The organism is Citrobacter sp. LJND-P06, from assembly GCF_058188415.1.
The window spans coordinates 125,143-144,201 of the sequence record NZ_CP187317.1 but is presented as its reverse complement, the minus strand read 5'-3'; the positions used below and the strand labels follow the sequence as shown (position 1 = coordinate 144,201).

Sequence of the window (19,059 nt, the reverse complement as noted above, 5' to 3'; positions counted from 1 at the left end):
GAAAGGCAAACTTATTTTTTAAAAGGTAATTCACTATGTCCGGTAAAATGACTGGTATCGTAAAATGGTTCAACGCTGATAAAGGCTTCGGCTTCATCACTCCTGACGATGGCTCTAAAGACGTGTTCGTACACTTCTCTGCTATCCAGAACGAAGGTTACAAATCTCTGGATGAAGGTCAGAAAGTTTCCTTCACCATCGAAAGCGGCGCTAAAGGCCCGGCAGCTGGCAACGTAACCAGCCTGTAAGCTTAAAAAGCTCAGAATTCAAGATCCCTGCCAAATGGCGGGGATTTTTTTATCTGAATCCTGCCTAACCTGCACTCTCCCCCGTCTTTGCATTACTTTACCTGCGTTACCTTTGACCTTTCCCTTAGGGCAAGCATTATAGTGAAATCCCTGTTTTTCACATGGAATTGAAGCTATGCCGAAACTTTCACTCTTGTTATGCCTGGGATTACTCACCAGCAGCGCCGCATTCGCCGCAACGTCAGAATCCGCATTCCTTGCTGAGCACGGGCTTGCCGGTAAATCCGTTGAGCAGATCGTCGAAACCATTGATCAGTCGCCACAAAAACGCCCACTGCCTTACTCTGCCTCCATAACCGGTACCGAGCTGAAGTTATCGGACGCAGACCAGACATACACCTTGCCGCTGGGTGATAAGTTCTATCTCTCCTTTGCGCCTTATGAACAGCAAACTCACCCCTGCTTCAACCACAGCCTTTCCGGATGTCGGGGGGAGATGCCGAACACAACATTTAATGTGAAAGTGACGGATAACAAGGGTGACGTTGTCGTCCAAAAAGAGATGAAAAGCCATCAGAATGGCTTTGTCGGCGTATGGCTGCCACGCAATATGGAAGGTTCCATTGAAGTGAGCTACAACGGCAAGAAAGCCGTTCATCCTATTAAGACTATGAATGACAGCCAAACCTGCCTGACCTCGTTGCAGCTTCTCTAACCCTTAGGCATAAAAAAACCTGCCATATGGCAGGTTTTTTGGCGTAAGAGCGAACCTTACTGCAGCAGCGAAATATCCGCGACGCGCAGGAACAGTTCACGCAGTTTTTCGAGCATAGAGAGACGGTTAATACGCAGATCTTTATCCTCGACGTTCACCATCACTTTCTCGAAGAAGGCATCGACCGGCTCACGCAGTTCAGCCAGTTCAACCAGCGCTTCCTGATAGCGACCTTCAGCAAAGAACGGCTCCAGCTTGTCACGCAGCACCACAACCTGCATCGCCAGCTTAATTTCTTCTGGCTCTTTCAGCGTCGCGGCGTTCACACGCTCGTTCAGCGTTTCGTCGGATTTCGCCAGAATGTTGGATACACGCTTGTTAGCCGCAGCCAGTGCAGATGCCGCTTCCAGAGTACGGAAGTGCGAAACCGCCTTCATACGCGCATCGAAGTCTGCCGGACGGGTCGGACGACGCGCCAGCACCGCCTGAATGGTGTCGACGGTGTAGCCTTCGTCCTGATACCAGGCGCGGAAACGGCCCAGCATAAAGTCGATAACGTCATCCACCACGTTAGCGTTCGTCAGCTTGTCGCCGTACAGACGCACCGCTTCTTCGGTTAAGGTCTGCAGATCCAGAGACAAATTCTTCTCAACGATGATGCGCAGCACGCCGAGCGCAGCGCGACGCAACGCAAACGGGTCTTTGTCGCCTTTCGGATGCTGACCGATACCGAAGATACCCGCCAGGGTGTCCATCTTGTCGGCAATCGCCACGGCACACGCCACCGGGTTTGACGGCAGTTCATCACCCGCGAAACGCGGCTGATACTGCTCGTTCAGCGCCACGGCCACATCTTCCGCTTCGCCATCATGACGCGCGTAGTGCATACCCATCACGCCCTGAGTGTCGGTGAACTCGAAGACCATATTGGTCATCAGGTCGCACTTAGACAGCAGGCCCGCGCGGGTCGCGTGGTTTACATCAGCGCCAATTTGTTCTGCAATCCAGCCAGCCAGCGCTGCAATACGATCGGTCTTGTCACGCAGCGTACCCAGTTGCTGTTGGAACAGCACGGTTTGCAGGCGCGGCAGATTGTCTTCCAGACGTTTTTTACGGTCGGTGTTGAAGAAGAACTCAGCATCCGCCAGACGTGGACGAACCACTTTCTCGTTACCGGAGATTATCTGCTGCGGATCTTTCGACTCAATGTTGGAGACGAAGATAAAGTTCGGCAGCAGTTTGCCGTCGTTCGCGTAAACCGGGAAGTACTTCTGGTCACCTTTCATGGTGTGTACCAGCGCTTCAGACGGCACGGCGAGGAATTTTTCTTCGAATTTCGCGGTCAGGACAACCGGCCATTCCACCAGCGAGGTCACTTCTTCCAGCAGGCTTTCGCTCAGGTCAGCGTTACCGCCAATCTTACGTGCAGCTTCTTCCGCGTCCGCTTTAATCTTCGCCTTACGCTCTTCGTAATCGGCGATAACTTTACCGCGCTCACGCAGAATTTCAGGATACTGATCGGCGTTGTCGAGGGTGAATTCCGGCTCGCCCATAAAGCGGTGGCCGCGAATCACGCGATCGGACTGAATACCGAGAATGGTCGCAGGAATGACTTTATCGCCCAGCAGCAGAGTCACGGTATGTACCGGACGCACAAAGTGGACGTCGCTTGCTCCCCAGCGCATCAGTTTAGGGATCGGCAGTTTCGCCAGCGAGGTTGCCACCATGTTCGGCACCAGCGCTTCAGTGCTTTCGCCCTTCACGTGGGCGCGATAGAGCAGCCATTCGCCTTTGTCGGTGGTCAGACGCTCGGCCTGGTCTACGGTTATCCCGCAGCCACGTGCCCAACCTTCTGCCGCTTTGCTCGGTTTACCTTCCGCGTCGAACGCCGCAGAGACGGCCGGGCCGCGTTTTTCAACTTCGCGGTCTGCCTGTGACTCAGCCAGATTCGCGACTTTCAGCGCCAGACGACGCGGAGCAGCAAACCACTCAACGTTGCCGTGTGCGAGGCCAGCGTTGTCCAGCTCCGCGGTAAAGTTCGCAGCAAAGGATTCCGCCAGGCTGCGCAGGGCTTTTGGTGGCAGCTCTTCAGTGCCGATTTCCACCAGAAAAGTTTTCTCAGACATGGCCGCCTCTTATTTATTCTTGTTGCACATCGGGAAGCCAAGGGCTTCACGGGAAGCATAATAAGCTTCTGCCACTGCTTTGGTCAGGGTGCGAATGCGCAGAATGTAGCGCTGACGCTCGGTGACGGAGATGGCTTTACGCGCATCCAGCAGGTTGAAGCTGTGAGCGGCTTTCAGAATACGCTCGTAGGCAGGCAGCGGCAGTGGGTTTTCCAGCGCCAGCAACTGTTGAGCTTCTTTCTCATACTGCTCGAAGCAGGAGAACAGGAAGTCCACGTCCGCGTATTCGAAGTTGTAGGTGGATTGCTCCACTTCGTTCTGATGGAACACGTCGCCGTAAGTGGTTTTACCCAGCGGGCCGTCGCTCCAGACCAGGTCGTAAACGCTGTCTACGCCCTGAATGTACATCGCCAGACGTTCCAGACCGTAGGTGATTTCACCGGTCACCGGTTTACACTCCAGACCGCCCACCTGCTGGAAGTAAGTGAACTGAGTCACTTCCATCCCGTTCAGCCACACTTCCCAGCCCAGACCCCAGGCACCCAGCGTTGGGTTTTCCCAGTTATCTTCCACGAAACGGATGTCGTGGATGGTCGGGTCCATTCCCAGCTCTTTCAGTGAACCGAGGTACAGTTCCTGAATGTTGTCCGGAGATGGCTTGATGACCACCTGGAACTGATAGTAGTGCTGTAAACGGTTCGGGTTTTCGCCGTAGCGACCATCGGTCGGACGACGGGAAGGCTGCACATAGGCAGTCGCCATCGGCTCTGGCCCCAGCGCACGCAGGCAAGTCATTGGGTGAGAAGTCCCCGCGCCGACTTCCATGTCCAATGGTTGAACAATGGTACAGCCCTGGCGAGCCCAGTAATCCTGTAAGGTCAGGATCAAGCCCTGGAAGGTCCTGGTATCAAACTTTTGCATATTATTTCGTGCTGGATACGTGTGGATTTAAAGGAAGGGATCAGTATACCCGCTGACTGCAAGATATACAGTACGAAACGGGAAAAAGGCAGGGCTTAACGCATGGAAAGGTGTAAAAACTGCCCGTCCGCGTCAAAAGAACAGACAAAACCCTCTTTGCGGAAGGTATAGCCACGCATTTCATAACTGCCCTGGAACTGCTCAAAGCCGGTGACATCAATTTTTTGTGGGCCGGTGTTGTAGCGCTTTGCCGCCTGACCTTTGCATAACGCTTCCATATTCAGCGTTCTCGAGGGGCTCACTTTGAGCTTCTGCGCTTTTTGCACCGGCGGTTGCTCGCCAGCACATCCCGCCAGCACCAGAGTTAGCATGGCCGGGAAGAGTGTCTTCATCATCATTTTTATTACCGCCTTATATGCCGGTCTGTCTTATTATTATTAACCTTCGTGTAGCCAGCGCATTTTGCGAATCTCGCCAACGCATCACAAGCTTTAGCGTATAAACTCAGATTATTCCAGTGAGATACACCGGCAAATCACCAGTCAGACTATTTTTAGAACAGCAACAGAGGCACTGATGCAGCCCAAAATATATTGGATTGATAATCTGCGCGGGATAGCGTGTTTAATGGTGGTCATGATTCATACCACCACCTGGTACGTCACTAATGCGCAAAGCATCAGCCCGATGAATTGGGATCTTGCGAATGTCCTGAACTCTGCTTCACGCGTGAGCGTTCCGCTTTTCTTTATGATTTCAGGCTTTCTCTTTTTTGGGGAACGTAGCGCCCAGCCACGTCATTTTTTACGCATTGCGCTGTGCCTGTTGTTCTACAGCGGCGTGGCGCTAGCGTATATCGCGTTATTTACCTCTATCAACGCAGAACTCTCGCTGAAAAATCTGCTGCAAAAACCGGTGTTCTACCATTTATGGTTTTTCTTCGCGATCGCCGTCATCTACCTCGTATCACCGCTGATACAGGTTAAAAATGTCAGTGGCAAAATGTTGCTGGTACTGATGGTGATGATTGGCATCATCGCGAATCCCAATACCGTGTCGCAGAAAATAGGGGGATTTGAGTGGCTACCGATAAATTTATATATCAATGGCGACACCGTCTATTACATCCTGTACGGCATGCTCGGTCGGGCAATTGGCATGATGGACACGCAAAAAAAAGCGCTCACATGGATTAGCTCGCTGCTTTGTATTACCGCTGTGGTGGTGATTTCTCGCGGCACGTTGTATGAACTGCGCTGGCGGGGAAATTTTGCCGATACCTGGTATGTCTATTGCGGGCCAGCGGTGTTTATTTTCGCGATGTCGCTGCTGACGCTGGTCAAGAATACGCTGAATACACAAACCGTTCCGGTGCTGGGGGTGATTTCGCGCCATTCACTCGGCATTTATGGATTCCACGCGCTCATTATCCATGCGTTGCGCACCAATGGGATCGAAATAAAGCACTGGCCGCCGCTGGATATTGTCTGGATTTTCAGTATCACGCTGGCGGGGAGTTTGTTGCTTTCCATGCTATTGCAGCGAGTGGATACGCGCAGACTGGTCAGCTAAGCCGACGAATGATGGCTTCGGCCATCATTCACTTTCACGATATGAGGCATACATGTCTGTGCCATACAGAGCCACGCCCACGGCCAACAGGCAGGTAACGTTCATTGCGGGTGACACCCCAATATTCCATAACCCAACCAACAGCATTCCAGAACCAAACAATAACAAATACTTACAGAGAGCGAGCAGACGTCCACCGCCGGTCTGTTCATAACGCATCAGAACGGGAAAGCCCATCATGGCGATGACGCCCAAAAAATAACCTTTCTGGAACAGCGTCTGGCAAACAGGCCAAAGCCCTGCGAGATAGACCAGAACCCCACTGACCAGCAGTAGTAACCCCACCGCCTGCTTCCTGCGCACAATGTTATCGTCCATATCACTCTCCTAATGCTTTGGTGATTCACATTAAGGCAAGAAATAGAAATGAGAAAGACGATGGCGCGGTCACACCGTGAAAATCAGAAAACACACATATTAATTTCTATGTGCATTCAATGAGGAATAGATATCGCGAATTCCTTCCGGCGCAAACCGGAAGGAGATACGGATTAAGACATCAGCGGCAAGAGTTGCTGATAGAGGCGGCGGAAAGTAGCGCGTTGCTGTTGATAGTGCGTATGGCGCTGCGTATCTGGAAAATGCGCCTGTTCCAGCGGGAGTTGTGGTAGCAAATCGGATAACGGTTTTTCGGGATTCACTGCAATTTGTGCCAGACGTGCCGCCCCTAATGCCGGCCCCACATCGCCACCCGTACGATAATCTAATTGCAATCCACTGATATCAGAGAGCATTTGTCGCCAGTACTCGCTGCGGGCACCACCGCCAATCAGCGTAATGCTGCCGGGCTGTACGCCACACGCATGTACCGCATCCATGCCATCAGCCAGCGCGTAACCGACCCCCTCCAGTACCGCCCGCGCCAACTCTGCCGGGCCATGCTGATGCGTCAGACCAAAGAACACCCCCTTAGCCTGCGGGTTGTTGTGTGGCGTACGCTCGCCGGAAAGATAGGGCAGGAACCAGACGGTTTCGACGTTATCACTCGCCTGCTGCGCGGCGGCGATCAGCGCAGGTACGTTTGCCATCCCGGTTAATTTTGTCGCCCAGTCCAGGCATGAAGCGGCGCTTAGCATAACGGACATTAAATGCCAGCGTCCGGGCAGCGCGTGACAAAAACTGTGTACTGCGCTCTCGGGTCTGCTGAGGAAGCCATCGCTCACCGCAAAATAGACGCCGGATGTGCCCAGGGAGAGCATTGCCTGGCTGGCATTCATCATCCCGATACCCACAGCACCGGCAGCATTATCGCCCCCGCCTGCCACGACGGGCACCGCAGACATCCCCCATGACTGCGCCACTTCTGGCAGCAGCGTTCCGGTGATGTCGCTCCCTTCGTATAAAGCGGGCATATGCTCACGGGTCAGTCCGCACGCTTCAAGCATGACGTCACTCCAGTCACGCTTCGCCACATCCAGCCACATCGTACCCGCAGCATCGGACATATCGCTGGCAAACTCGCCGGTGATGCGCAGACGCAGATAATCTTTCGGCAGCAACACGCTGGCGACCTGACGAAAAATCTCCGGCTCATGGCGTTGCACCCACAAAACTTTAGGCGCGGTAAAGCCAGGCATCATCAGGTTGCCGGTAATGGCGCGAGACGCAGGCACCTGTTTTTCAAGTAATACGCACTCTTCAGCGCAGCGACCGTCATTCCACAGGATCGCCGGGCGTAATACGTTCTGTTGTTTATCAAGTAACGTGGCGCCATGCATCTGTCCCGCAATACCCACGGCTTTCACGCCGCTCAAGGTGTGCTGTTGGCTCAACGCTTTTACCGCACGATCGGTCGCCTGCCACCACTGTTCTGGATCTTGTTCTGACCATAATGGATGAGGGCGGGAGACGGTAAGCGCCTCTGTTTGTGAGGCAACGACCTCCCCTTGCTCATTCACCAGAATGGCCTTCACGCCGGAGGTACCCAGATCAATCCCGATATACATAGCGATGATTCCTTTAAAAGAAATGCCCGGTGGCGTTCTCGCTTACCGGGCTTACGGGCAGCTAATGAAGCCGGTTACTTGTCGAACAGATAATGATTCACCAGATTTTCCAGCAGTTCCTGATGGCCGCTCTGATGAACCGGCGCCAGATTACGTTGTTCAGCATACTGCGACAGCTCACTGAGTGATAACTGACCTTTCAGGATTTGCTGACCCAGCTCGCCATTCCATCCGGCATAACGTTTCGCCACGCGTTTATCCAGTTCACCGTCTTCCAGCATACGCGCCGCCACCTTCAGCGACAGCGCCATGGTGTCCATTGCCCCAATGTGGCCGTAGAACAGATCGTATTTATCGGTGCTCTGGCGACGCACTTTGGCGTCAAAATTCAGGCCGCCGGTCGTAAAGCCGCCCGCTTTCAGGATCTCATACATCACCAGGGCGTTTTCTTCCACGCTTATCGGGAACTGATCGGTGTCCCAACCCAGTTGCGCATCGCCACGGTTGGCGTCAACGGAACCAAAAATACCCAGCGCGATAGCAGAGGCAATTTCATGGTGGAAAGAGTGTCCCGCCAGGGTTGCATGGTTCGCTTCAATGTTAACTTTGATCTCTTTTTCGAGGCCGAACTGTTTGAGGAAACCGTAGACAGTCGCCACATCATAATCGTACTGGTGCTTGGTGGGTTCCTGCGGTTTGGGTTCGATCAGCAACGTGCCCTGGAAGCCAATTTTGTGTTTATGTTCCACCACCATCTGCATAAAGCGACCAATTTGCTCGCGTTCCTGTCGCAGATCGGTATTCAGCAGGGTTTCGTAGCCTTCACGACCGCCCCACAGCACGTAGTTTTCCCCACCCAATTTATGGGTGGCATCCATTGCCGTCACCACCTGGGTAGCCGCCCAGCTAAAGACTTCCGGGTCGGGGTTGGTGGCTGCGCCCGCGCCGTAGCGAGGATTGGTAAAGCAGTTCGCCGTCCCCCATAACAGCTTTACGCCGCTCTGGTCTTGCTTTTGCGCCAGAACATCAACCATTTGCGCAAAGTTGTTTTTGTACTCTTGCAACGAAGCGCCTTCAGGTGAGACATCCACATCATGGAAACAGTAATACGGCACATTCAGTTTGTGGAAAAACTCAAACGCGACATCCGCCTTGCGCTTCGCAAGCTCAATCGCGTCGCCAGGTTGCTGCCATGGGCGATTAAACGACCCAACGCCAAACATATCGGCGCCATTCCAACAGAAGGTATGCCAGTAGCACGCCGCAAAACGCAAATGATCTTCCATGCGTTTGCCCAACACGATTTCGTCCGGATTATAGTGACGAAATGCTAATGGATTAGTTGATTTGGTGCCTTCATAACGAACACGTTCAAGCTGGTCAAAATAGGCTTGCATAATGAACTCCATAATCAGGTAATGCGGCGGGTGATTGATAATGTCGTAATATTGGGCACTCCCTGACCATTGCTCAATTATGTTATTTCACACTGCCATTGAGATAATTCACAAGTGTGCGCCACTTCGCAAAATAAAAGCCAAACAATTAAAAAAACGTTACATATCAAACTCAAATGCAAGTTCAGCGGTAATTCATTTAAAATAAGATCCCGGTCATAAATTACGAAATAAACCAAAAATCGTAACCGGAAGATAAAAATCTATAATTGCCTTCTGTGCATTACCTGTTAAAAATCTGCTACGTCTTACGCTGTGATTGTTACTTTTACTGCCGTCCTCTCCTACAAAAGGCATCACGATTATGAAGATGAAGATAAAAAATATTGTACTAACTGTCTGCACATCCCTTTTACTCACCAGCGTCGCGGGCCATGCCAAAGAAGTTAAAATCGGTATGGCGATTGATGATCTCCGCCTGGAGCGCTGGCAGAAAGATCGCGATATTTTCGTCAGCAAAGCGGAATCGCTCGGTGCAAAAGTATTTGTACAGTCTGCCAATGGTAATGAAGAAACCCAAATGTCGCAGATTGAAAACATGATCAACCGGGGTGTAGACGTCCTGGTGATAATTCCTTACAACGGACAAGTCTTAAGCAACGTTATCAAAGAGGCGAAGCAGGAAGGGATAAAAGTCCTGGCGTATGACCGCATGATCAATGATGCCGATATCGATTTTTATATCTCTTTTGATAATGAAAAAGTGGGTGAATTACAGGCTCAATCACTGGTCGATATTGTACCTCAGGGAAATTATTTTCTGATGGGAGGATCACCTGTCGATAATAATGCAAAACTGTTCCGCGCCGGGCAAATGAAAGTATTAAAACCGTATATTGACGAAGGCAAAATTAAGGTCGTCGGCGATCAATGGGTTGACGGTTGGTTGCCTGAAAATGCGTTGAAGATTATGGAAAATGCGTTGACCGCCAACAATAACAAAATTGATGCCGTCGTCGCCTCAAATGACGCAACGGCGGGCGGCGCGGTTCAGGCGTTAAGTGCGCAAGGTTTGTCAGGAAAAGTCGCTATTTCCGGGCAGGATGCAGACCTCGCCGGTATCAAACGTATTATGGCGGGAACGCAAACGATGACGGTGTATAAACCGATCACCCTGCTCGCCAACACCGCAGCAGAAATCGCTGTCGAATTGGGAAATGATCAACAACCCAAGGCAGATACCACGCTGAGCAATGGTTTGAAAGATGTCCCTTCCCGACTGCTTACGCCTATTGATGTGAACAAAGACAATATTACCGAGACGGTCATCAAAGACGGATTCCACAAGAAAAGCGAGCTTTAAGCGTTACGCCCTCTGAGTCATCAGAGGGCGATACCGACGTTGCAGCACAATAACGACAGGTATATTCGCAGGGTTCTCTCATTGGCTTATGTGGAGCAGTTATGCCATATCTACTTGAAATGAAGAGTATTACCAAGACATTCGGCGTCGTGAAGGCGGTTGATAACGTGAGCCTCAGGGTCAATGCTGGCGAAATCGTTTCATTATGCGGCGAGAATGGTTCCGGGAAATCGACATTAATGAAGGTGCTGTGCGGTATTTATCCGCATGGAACCTACGAAGGTGAGATAATTTTTGCGGGCGAAACGATTCAGGCTAACCATATTCGCGACACCGAACGCAAAGGTATTGCCATTATTCACCAGGAATTAGCCCTGGTTAAACATTTGACGGTTCTTGAAAATATATTTCTTGGCAGCGAAATCACGCGTCACGGCCTGTTGGATTACGACATGATGACGCTGCGTTGCCAAAAATTATTAGAACAGGTCAGTTTGTCCATTTCGCCTGACACACGAGTCGGTGATTTAGGTTTGGGACAACAGCAACTGGTCGAAATCGCCAAGGCGCTGAACAAACAGGTTCGTTTGCTCATTCTGGATGAACCCACGGCCTCACTCACCGAGCAGGAAACCGCCATCCTGCTGAATATCATTCGCGATCTGCAACAGCACGATATTGCCTGCATTTATATTTCTCACAAACTCAATGAGGTTAAAGCCATTTCGGATACGATTTGCGTTATTCGTGATGGTCAGCATATTGGCACCCGTGATGCCACTGGCATGAGCGAAGACGATATTATCACTATGATGGTCGGGCGTGAGTTAACCGCGCTCTACCCCAGTGAGCCGCACACAATGGGGGACGAAATTTTACGGGTTGAGCACCTCACCGCCTGGCATCCCGTGAACCGCCATATTAAGCGGGTTAACGATATTTCCTTCTCCCTTAAGCGCGGTGAAATTCTGGGTATTGCCGGACTCGTCGGAGCCGGGCGTACCGAAGCCGTGCAGTGTTTGTTTGGCGTCTGGCCTGGCCGTTGGGAGGGGAAAATATTCATTGAGGGCCATCCCGTGGATATTCGAAACTGCCAGCAAGCCATTGCTCAGGGTATTGCCATGGTTCCCGAAGACCGTAAAAGAGACGGCATTGTTCCCGTGATGGCGGTAGGAAAAAACATCACGCTGGCGGCTCTCGACACTTTTACCGGGACTCTGAGCCATCTCGATGATGCCGCAGAACAAAAATGCATTCTGGAATCTCTCCAGCAGCTCAAAGTCAAAACCTCCTCTCCCGATCTTGCTATTGGTCGTCTGAGCGGGGGCAATCAGCAAAAAGCGATTCTGGCACGTTGTCTGCTGTTAAATCCCCGCATTCTTATCCTTGATGAACCCACGCGGGGAATTGATATCGGCGCTAAATATGAGATCTACAAGCTTATTAACCAGCTTGTGCAGCAAGGGATCGCCGTCATTGTCATCTCTTCCGAATTACCCGAAGTGCTCGGGCTGAGCGATCGCATCCTGGTGATGCATGAAGGAAAACTGAAAGCTAACCTGGTGAATCATAACCTGACTCAGGAACAGGTCATGGAAGCCGCATTGAGGAGCGAACAGCATGTCGAAAAACACCCCGTCTGAAGTGAAACTCACGGCCCCACGGGCAGGCGGCTTCCCTGGGATCAAATCGCTTAATTTACAAGTCTTCGTCATGATTGCGGCGATCATCGTGATTATGTTGTTTTTCACATGGACGACAGAAGGCGCCTATCTGAGCGCCCGCAACGTCTCTAACCTGCTGCGGCAAACCGCGATCACGGGCATCCTGGCGGTCGGTATGGTGTTCGTGATTATCTCTGCCGAAATCGATCTCTCAGTCGGTTCGATGATGGGCCTATTGGGCGGCGTCGCGGCCATCTGCGACGTCTGGCTCGGGTGGCCATTACCGCTAACGGTGATCGTCACGCTGGCTCTGGGCTTGCTCCTCGGCACATGGAACGGATGGTGGGTCGCCTACCGCAAAGTCCCTTCGTTTATTGTGACGCTTGCCGGGATGCTGGCTTTTCGCGGAATTCTTATCGGGATAACTAACGGCACAACCGTCTCGCCCACCAGCGCCGCAATGTCGCAGATTGGTCAAAGTTACTTGTCTGATGGCACTGGCTTTATCATCGGCGCACTCGGGTTAATGGCGTTTATCGGCTGGCAATGGCGTGGGCGTATGCGCCGTCAGGCGTTAGGTCTTGAAGCTCCTGTACCGACGTCGGTTGTCGGTCGCCAGGCGTTGACGGCCATTATCGTATTAGGCGCAATCTGGCTGCTGAATGATTATCGTGGCGTCCCGACGCCGGTGCTGCTACTGACGCTGTTGTTGCTCGGTGGCATGTTTATGGCGACGCGCACCGCCTTTGGTCGTCGCATTTACGCCATCGGCGGCAATATCGAAGCCGCGCGACTGTCTGGTATTAACGTCGAGCGCACCAAGCTCGCGGTCTTCGCTATTAATGGCCTGATGGTGGCGATTGCCGGGCTGATCCTCAGTTCACGACTTGGCGCGGGCTCCCCTTCTGCCGGGAATATTGCGGAACTGGATGCAATTGCCGCGTGTGTGATTGGGGGAACCAGTCTGGCGGGCGGTATTGGGAGTGTCGCCGGTGCCGTTATGGGGGCATTTATTATGGCCTCTCTCGACAACGGAATGAGTATGATGGATGTTCCCACATTCTGGCAGTATATCGTGAAGGGAGCGATTCTGTTGCTGGCGGTATGGATGGACTCAGCAACCAAGCGCCGTGCCTGAATGTAAGAAAATGGGGAAGTTTCAATGCCGGTAAATGCCTACCGGCATTGTTTTTATGCATGATTCAGCAGGAAAAGAACCATGTTTGATAAACGTCATCGTATCACGCTGTTATTTAACGCCAACAAAGCTTACGACCGTCAGGTCGTCGAAGGTGTCGGTGAATATTTGCAAGCGTCGCAATCCGAGTGGGATATCTTTATTGAAGAAGACTTTCGTGCCCGGATTGATAACATCAAAGAGTGGCTGGGAGATGGCGTCATCGCCGACTTCGACGACGATGAGATCGCCCGCCTGCTTGCTGATGTTGACGTTCCCATCGTCGGCGTCGGCGGTTCCTACCATCTTCCTGAACATTATCCTCCGGTTCACTACATCGCCACGGATAACTTCGCGTTGGTGGAAAGCGCCTTTCTGCACCTGAAAGAAAAAGGAATTAACCGTTTTGCCTTCTATGGCCTGCCCGCCTCCAGTGGTAAACGCTGGGCAGCAGAACGTGAATACGCGTTTTGTCAGTTAGTGGCAGAAGAAAAATACCGCGGCGTGGTCTATCAGGGACTGGAGACGGCGCCAGAAAACTGGCAGCACGCGCAAAACCGCCTGGCGGACTGGCTGCAAACCCTGCCGCCACAAACCGGCATTATTGCGGTGACGGACGCCCGCGCGCGGCATGTACTGCAGGTCTGTGAACATCTACATATCCCGGTGCCCGAAAAGCTGAGTGTCATTGGGATTGATAACGAAGAACTCACCCGATACCTGTCACGCGTCGCGCTCTCGTCGGTCGCACAGGGCGCGAGGCAAATGGGGTATCAGGCAGCCAAAATGCTGCACCGCCTGCTGGCCAACGAAGAGATGCCTTTGCAGCGCATCCTCGTCCCTCCGGTGCGCGTCGTGGAGCGTCAGTCGACCGACTATCGTTCGCTCACAGACCCGGCCGTTATTCAGGCCATGCATTTCATTCGCAATCATGCCTGTAAAGGTATCAAGGTTGATCAGGTGCTGGACGCGGTAGGAATTTCCCGCTCAAATCTGGAAAAGCGATTCAAAGAGGAAGTGGGTGAAACTATCCATGCCGTAATCCACGCCGAAAAGCTGGAAAAAGCACGTAGCCTGTTGATTTCCACCACGCTGTCGATCAACGAAATCTCGCAGGTATGCGGCTATCCTTCCCTGCAATATTTCTATTCGGTCTTTAAAAAAGAGTATGGCACGACCCCGAAAGAGTACCGTGACCTGAACAGTGAAGTGTTGTTGTGATGTGCTTGCCGGATGGCGGCGCTAATGCGCCATCCGGCATGTAACGATTACATATGCGCGGCAATTAAGCGCTGGTTATCCTGGTACATGGCGAACAGATAGTTGTTGTAGCTCTGTCCTTTCGTTGAATAACCCTTCAGCTTATGAATCATCGCGGTCGCCGTCACTTCCTGATCCGCTTTGCGCAACTGTGCGCGCGACTTACGGAAGGAGGAGTAAGCCGGGTGGGTATTCAGGTTGATGACATAGGCGCTGACCGACTCTTTAATAGAGTCGAACTGAGAATAGCCTTTCACCTTACCAGGCGCGTTGCTGCAACGGCCTTTCCCGCACTTCATACCAAACAGATTGTTATTGTTACGGGCCAGCTTAGAGGTACCCCAACCGCTTTCTGCCGCCGCCATTGTCGCCACCATACTGGTGGGGATAATGTCGACACGCTCAAGCAACGTGTTCCACGGAACTTTACGCGTATTGCCAGACCAGCTCACCTTGTAGCGCTTCGCGATATCTTTCATACGCGCACGCTCAGAAGGCGACCAGCGGTTCTGGTATTGCTTTGAAATCAGCCAGTTACGATCAGCCGTAATGGCAGCATTTTGACTGGTAATATAAGGCATAACCGTCCGGAGAAACGCTTTTTTCCTTGGTGTTCCGGAAGGGTATTTTCGCAAATCAGGAAGTGAACTGCTCTTTGCACTATTGCGAGAATACTCTTGTTTACTGCTTGCCTGTGTATTACTTGTCTTGGTTATGTGGGACTTCTGACTCGTTGTCGTCGTGTGCGTCTTTGCCAGCACCTCACCCGAAAATGCGATGGTGAGTAACATAAGAATCATGGCCCCATATCGTCGAATGGGAGTCAATATCATTAGGTCTCCTGGTCGGATTTATACATTCCAACACCTTATATTTTTCACAAAAATGAGAGTTGAATCTCAAATCATATCAAAAATAGCCGTCAAGAGCATCCAAAGGAATAGTCCAATTCTGAAACTATGTCACGCACTAACGGTTAGGAATGTCATTAATTCGATGAAAATGTGGCGATTATCGCAAAATAAGACGGTTTTTTGCGCACGATCGCTCATCCTCGCGTCTCCTCCTGGATGTATTCATCCAAAGGATGAGTTTCCCGTCCCATTTCACTGGCAAACTGACTAAAATCGCAGCAACAAGGACCGCGTTATGAAACTTGCCGCCATTGCTCTGGCGTTAATGCCCGGCATTGCGATCGCCTCATCATGGACTGCGCCCGGCTTTCAGGCCTTCACGGCACAAGGAACCGGTAAATTTGTCAGCCATACCACGTTGACGAAGGGTACGCGTCCTTTAACGCTCACGTTTGACCAACAGTGCTGGCAGCCCGCAGAGACGATAAAGCTCAATCAGATGCTATCCCTCAAGCCGTGCGAAGGAACCCCTCCACAATGGCGGCTTTTTAAAGCGGGCGACTATACGCTGGAAGTGGATACCCGCTCAGGCACACCGACGCTGATGCTGTCGGTACAGAATGCCGCCGAACAGGTCGAAAACCCGGTACGCCAGTGTCCGAAATGGGACGGTTCACCGCTGACTCTGGATGTCGCCCAGACCTTTGCAGAAGGCTCAAAAGTACGCGATTTCTACAGCCAGCAAATCGCCACGGTTAAAGATGGTCACATCACGCTCCAGCCCGCGGCGACCAGTAATGGGCTTTTACTGCTTGAGCGGGCAGAGACGGACGCTCCCGCCCCATTCGACTGGCATAACGCCACCGTCTATTTTGTGCTGACAGACCGCTTCCAGAATGGCGATCCGACCAACGACAACAGTTATGGCCGCCATAAAGACGGTATGCAGGAGATCGGCACCTTTCATGGCGGCGATTTACGCGGACTGGTAAGTAAACTGGACTATCTGCAGCAGCTTGGCGTCAACGCCCTGTGGATAAGCGCCCCCTTTGAACAAATTCATGGTTGGGTCGGCGGCGGCACCAAAGGCGACTTCCCTCATTACGCTTACCACGGTTATTACACGCAGGACTGGACCCGGCTTGACGCCAATATGGGTACCGATGATGACCTGCGTGCGCTGGTCGACGGCGCACATCAGCGCGGTATTCGAATTTTGTTCGACGTGGTGATGAACCATCCCGGTTACGCCACGCTGGCGGATATGCAGGAGTACCAGTTTGGCGCGCTCTATTTATCGGGGGACGCACTGAAAAAAACGCTCGGTGAGCGCTGGACGGACTGGAAACCCGCAGCAGGTCAAAGCTGGCACAGCTTTAATGATTACATCAACTTCGGCGATAAAGCCGCCTGGGAAAAATGGTGGGGAAAAAATTGGATCCGCACCGACATCGGTGATTACGACGCGCCGGGCTTTGATGATCTGACCCTGTCTCTGGCTTTTCTGCCGGATCTCAAAACCGAGTCGACCGCCCCTTCTGGCCTGCCCGTCTTCTATCAACATAAACCGGACACCCACGCCAAAGCCATTGCGGGTTACACGCCACGAGATTATCTGACTCACTGGTTAAGTCAGTGGGTTCGAGACTACGGTATCGACGGTTTCCGCGTCGATACCGCAAAGCACGTCGAACTTCCCGCCTGGCAACAACTGAAAACGCAGGCCAGCGCAGCGCTGGTTGAATGGAAGCGCGCCAATCCGGACAAAGCGCTGGATAACAGCCCCTTCTGGATGACCGGTGAGGCCTGGGGTCATGGCGTGATGCAAAGCGACTACTATCGCCACGGCTTCGACGCGATGATCAATTTCGATTACCAGGAACAGGCGGCAAAAGCGGTCGATTGTCTGGCCAACATGGATCTCACCTGGCAACAAATGGCAGACAAGTTGCAAGATTTCAACGTTCTGAGCTATCTCTCATCGCACGATACTCGCCTGTTCCGGGAAGGTGGCGATAAAGCCGCGGAGCTGTTGCTACTGGCGCCAGGCGCGGTGCAGATCTTTTACGGTGATGAGTCCGCGCGACCTTTCGGCCCGACAGGTTCCGATCCTCTGCAAGGGACACGGTCAGCGATGAACTGGCAGGACGTGAACGGTAACGCGGCGGATACCGTGGCGCACTGGCAGCGTCTCAGCCAGTTCAGAGCCCGGCATTCCGCCATTGGCGCGGGGAAACAAACGACTCTCTCATTACAGCAGGGATACGGCTTCGTGCGCGAGCAGGGTGACGATAAAGTGATGGTCATTTGGGCTGGCCGCCCCTGACGCTATTCGGGTTCTGGCATCCGCCATGTGTCAGAACCCTTTAGCAATATAAAACACTAACCAGAAGGAAACTGGCAGCATAAAGCATGACTCTCTTCACCGTCGGCTGATTTGCACCCTGCCAGAGGTAGCGCTATGGTTAGCCACTTTACTACTCAGCCAGACAGATCACCTGCTATGACATTCTCACTTTTTGGCGACAAATTTACCCGCCACTCAGGCATTACCCGCCTGATGGAAGACCTCAACGACGGTTTACGTACGCCCGGCGCAATCATGCTTGGCGGCGGTAACCCGGCGCAAATCCCGGCGATGCAGGAATACTTCCACGCGCTGCTGGCCGGGATGCTGGAAAATGGCAAAGCCATTGATGCGCTTTGCAATTATGACGGCCCTCAGGGAAAAAACGAATTGCTGAACGCGCTCGCCGCACTGCTGCGTGAAACGCTGGGTTGGGAGATCGGGCCACAAAATATTGCGCTAACAAATGGCAGTCAGAGCGCGTTTTTCTACTTATTTAATCTCTTTGCCGGACGCCGCGCCGACGGCACGACCAAAAAAGTGCTTTTCCCGCTCGCGCCGGAATACATTGGCTATGCCGATTCGGGCCTGGAAGAAGATCTCTTCGTTTCGGCACGCCCGAATATTGAGCTGCTGCCGGAAGGCCAGTTTAAATATCACGTTGATTTTGAACATCTGCATATCGGCGAAGAGACGGGCATGATTTGTGTATCGCGCCCAACAAACCCAACAGGCAATGTCATCACCGACGAAGAACTGATGAAGCTGGACGCTCTGGCGCATCAACATCGCATCCCGCTGGTGATTGATAACGCCTACGGCGTTCCCTTCCCGGGGATTATTTTCAGCGACGCACGACCATTATGGAACCCCAACACTATCCTGTGCATGAGCCTCTCCAAGCTGGGGCTGCCGGGTTCTCGCTGCGGCATTATTATCGCCAATGAAGACATCATCACCGCCATCACCAACATGAACGGCATTATCAGTCTGGCGCCGGGGGGGATGGGGCCCGCGATGATGTGTGAGATGATCAAACGCAACGATCTGCTGCGCCTGTCAGAGACGGTGATTAAACCGTTTTATTACCAGCGCGTTCAGGAGACGATTGCCATCATTCGTCGCTATTTATCTGAAGACCGCTGCCTGATCCATAAACCAGAGGGCGCCATTTTCCTGTGGTTGTGGTTTAAGGATTTGCCCATCACAACAGAATTGCTCTATCAGCGTCTGAAAAAACGCGGCGTCCTGATGGTGCCAGGTGACTACTTCTTCCCAGGTCTTGATAAGCCATGGCCGCACACGCATCAATGTATGCGGATGAATTACGTTCCCGATCCGGAAAAAATCGAAGCGGGCGTAAAAATTCTGGCTGAAGAGATTGAACGCGCCTGGCTTGAGGGTTGAGA

The 19,059-nt window shown here is 52.4% G+C and carries 16 protein-coding genes; 9 read left to right on the top strand and 7 right to left on the bottom strand.

Annotated features, from left to right (window positions below):
- Positions 1-35 precede the first annotated feature (35 nt).
- Together cspE and cueP are read left to right on the top strand one after the other, a co-directional pair.
- Positions 36-248, top strand: coding sequence for a transcription antiterminator/RNA stability regulator CspE (gene cspE, locus ACO7SM_RS00670; protein ID WP_004126446.1), 213 nt, complete (start codon positions 36-38; stop codon positions 246-248).
- Between the two features lie 175 nt (positions 249-423).
- Positions 424-963, top strand: a complete 540-nt coding sequence (gene cueP / locus ACO7SM_RS00665) for a copper-binding periplasmic metallochaperone CueP (RefSeq protein WP_490469307.1) — start codon at positions 424-426, stop codon at positions 961-963.
- Between the two features lie 56 nt (positions 964-1,019).
- Here cueP and glyS read toward each other — a convergent pair whose 3' ends face one another.
- From glyS to ACO7SM_RS00650, 3 genes are all read right to left on the bottom strand, one after another.
- Entirely contained in the window at positions 1,020-3,089 is a 2,070-nt protein-coding gene (gene glyS / locus ACO7SM_RS00660; RefSeq protein ID WP_490469306.1) for a glycine--tRNA ligase subunit beta, read from the bottom strand.
- 9 nt (positions 3,090-3,098) lie between these two features.
- Positions 3,099-4,010, bottom strand: a complete 912-nt coding sequence (glyQ, locus tag ACO7SM_RS00655; protein ID WP_004126458.1) for a glycine--tRNA ligase subunit alpha — start codon at positions 4,008-4,010, stop codon at positions 3,099-3,101.
- 95 nt (positions 4,011-4,105) lie between these two features.
- Complete coding sequence (locus ACO7SM_RS00650; protein ID WP_490469305.1) at positions 4,106-4,408, bottom strand: YsaB family lipoprotein; 303 nt, start codon at positions 4,406-4,408, stop codon at positions 4,106-4,108.
- 178 nt (positions 4,409-4,586) lie between these two features.
- On the opposite strand from ACO7SM_RS00650, the gene ACO7SM_RS00645 reads away from it, so the two are divergent.
- Positions 4,587-5,582 (top strand): acyltransferase, encoded by a 996-nt coding sequence (locus tag ACO7SM_RS00645; protein WP_490469304.1) that lies wholly within the window; start codon positions 4,587-4,589, stop codon positions 5,580-5,582.
- Positions 5,583-5,606: 24 nt separating this feature from the next.
- Here the strand turns inward: ACO7SM_RS00645 and ACO7SM_RS00640 are convergent, their stop codons facing one another.
- From ACO7SM_RS00640 to xylA, 3 genes are all read right to left on the bottom strand, one after another.
- Positions 5,607-5,960 (bottom strand): hypothetical protein, encoded by a 354-nt coding sequence (locus tag ACO7SM_RS00640; protein ID WP_490469303.1) that lies wholly within the window; start codon positions 5,958-5,960, stop codon positions 5,607-5,609.
- A 173-nt stretch (positions 5,961-6,133) separates the two neighbouring features.
- The gene (gene xylB / locus ACO7SM_RS00635; RefSeq protein WP_490469302.1) at positions 6,134-7,588 is read right to left on the bottom strand and encodes a xylulokinase; all 1,455 of its coding nucleotides are present in this window, start codon (positions 7,586-7,588) and stop codon (positions 6,134-6,136) included.
- A gap of 74 nt (positions 7,589-7,662) precedes the next feature.
- Positions 7,663-8,985, bottom strand: a complete 1,323-nt coding sequence (gene xylA, locus ACO7SM_RS00630) for a xylose isomerase (protein ID WP_490469301.1) — start codon at positions 8,983-8,985, stop codon at positions 7,663-7,665.
- Positions 8,986-9,355: 370 nt separating this feature from the next.
- Here xylA and xylF point away from each other — a divergent pair, with 370 nt between their 5' ends.
- The 4 genes from xylF to xylR all read left to right on the top strand — a co-directional run bounded on the left by xylF (position 9,356) and on the right by xylR (position 14,410).
- Positions 9,356-10,348: a D-xylose ABC transporter substrate-binding protein gene (gene xylF / locus ACO7SM_RS00625; protein ID WP_490471010.1), complete on the top strand. Its 993-nt coding sequence runs from the start codon at positions 9,356-9,358 to the stop codon at positions 10,346-10,348.
- A 101-nt stretch (positions 10,349-10,449) separates the two neighbouring features.
- On the top strand, positions 10,450-11,991 hold the full coding sequence (locus ACO7SM_RS00620; protein WP_490469300.1) for a xylose ABC transporter ATP-binding protein: 1,542 nt from the start codon (positions 10,450-10,452) through the stop codon (positions 11,989-11,991).
- Positions 11,969-13,150: a xylose ABC transporter permease XylH gene (xylH, locus tag ACO7SM_RS00615; RefSeq protein ID WP_490469299.1), complete on the top strand. Its 1,182-nt coding sequence runs from the start codon at positions 11,969-11,971 to the stop codon at positions 13,148-13,150. Before ACO7SM_RS00620 ends, xylH begins: the two co-directional genes overlap by 23 nt.
- Before the next feature lie 81 nt (positions 13,151-13,231).
- Positions 13,232-14,410, top strand: coding sequence for a D-xylose utilization transcriptional activator XylR (xylR, locus tag ACO7SM_RS00610; RefSeq protein ID WP_490469298.1), 1,179 nt, complete (start codon positions 13,232-13,234; stop codon positions 14,408-14,410).
- 47 nt (positions 14,411-14,457) lie between these two features.
- Here xylR and ACO7SM_RS00605 read toward each other — a convergent pair whose 3' ends face one another.
- Positions 14,458-15,282: a protein bax gene (locus tag ACO7SM_RS00605; protein ID WP_490469297.1), complete on the bottom strand. Its 825-nt coding sequence runs from the start codon at positions 15,280-15,282 to the stop codon at positions 14,458-14,460.
- A 316-nt stretch (positions 15,283-15,598) separates the two neighbouring features.
- On the opposite strand from ACO7SM_RS00605, the gene malS reads away from it, so the two are divergent.
- Together malS and avtA are read left to right on the top strand one after the other, a co-directional pair.
- Positions 15,599-17,629, top strand: a complete 2,031-nt coding sequence (gene malS / locus ACO7SM_RS00600; protein WP_490469296.1) for an alpha-amylase — start codon at positions 15,599-15,601, stop codon at positions 17,627-17,629.
- 177 nt (positions 17,630-17,806) lie between these two features.
- Positions 17,807-19,057 (top strand): valine--pyruvate transaminase, encoded by a 1,251-nt coding sequence (avtA, locus tag ACO7SM_RS00595; RefSeq protein ID WP_490469295.1) that lies wholly within the window; start codon positions 17,807-17,809, stop codon positions 19,055-19,057.
- Positions 19,058-19,059: the final 2 nt, after the last annotated feature.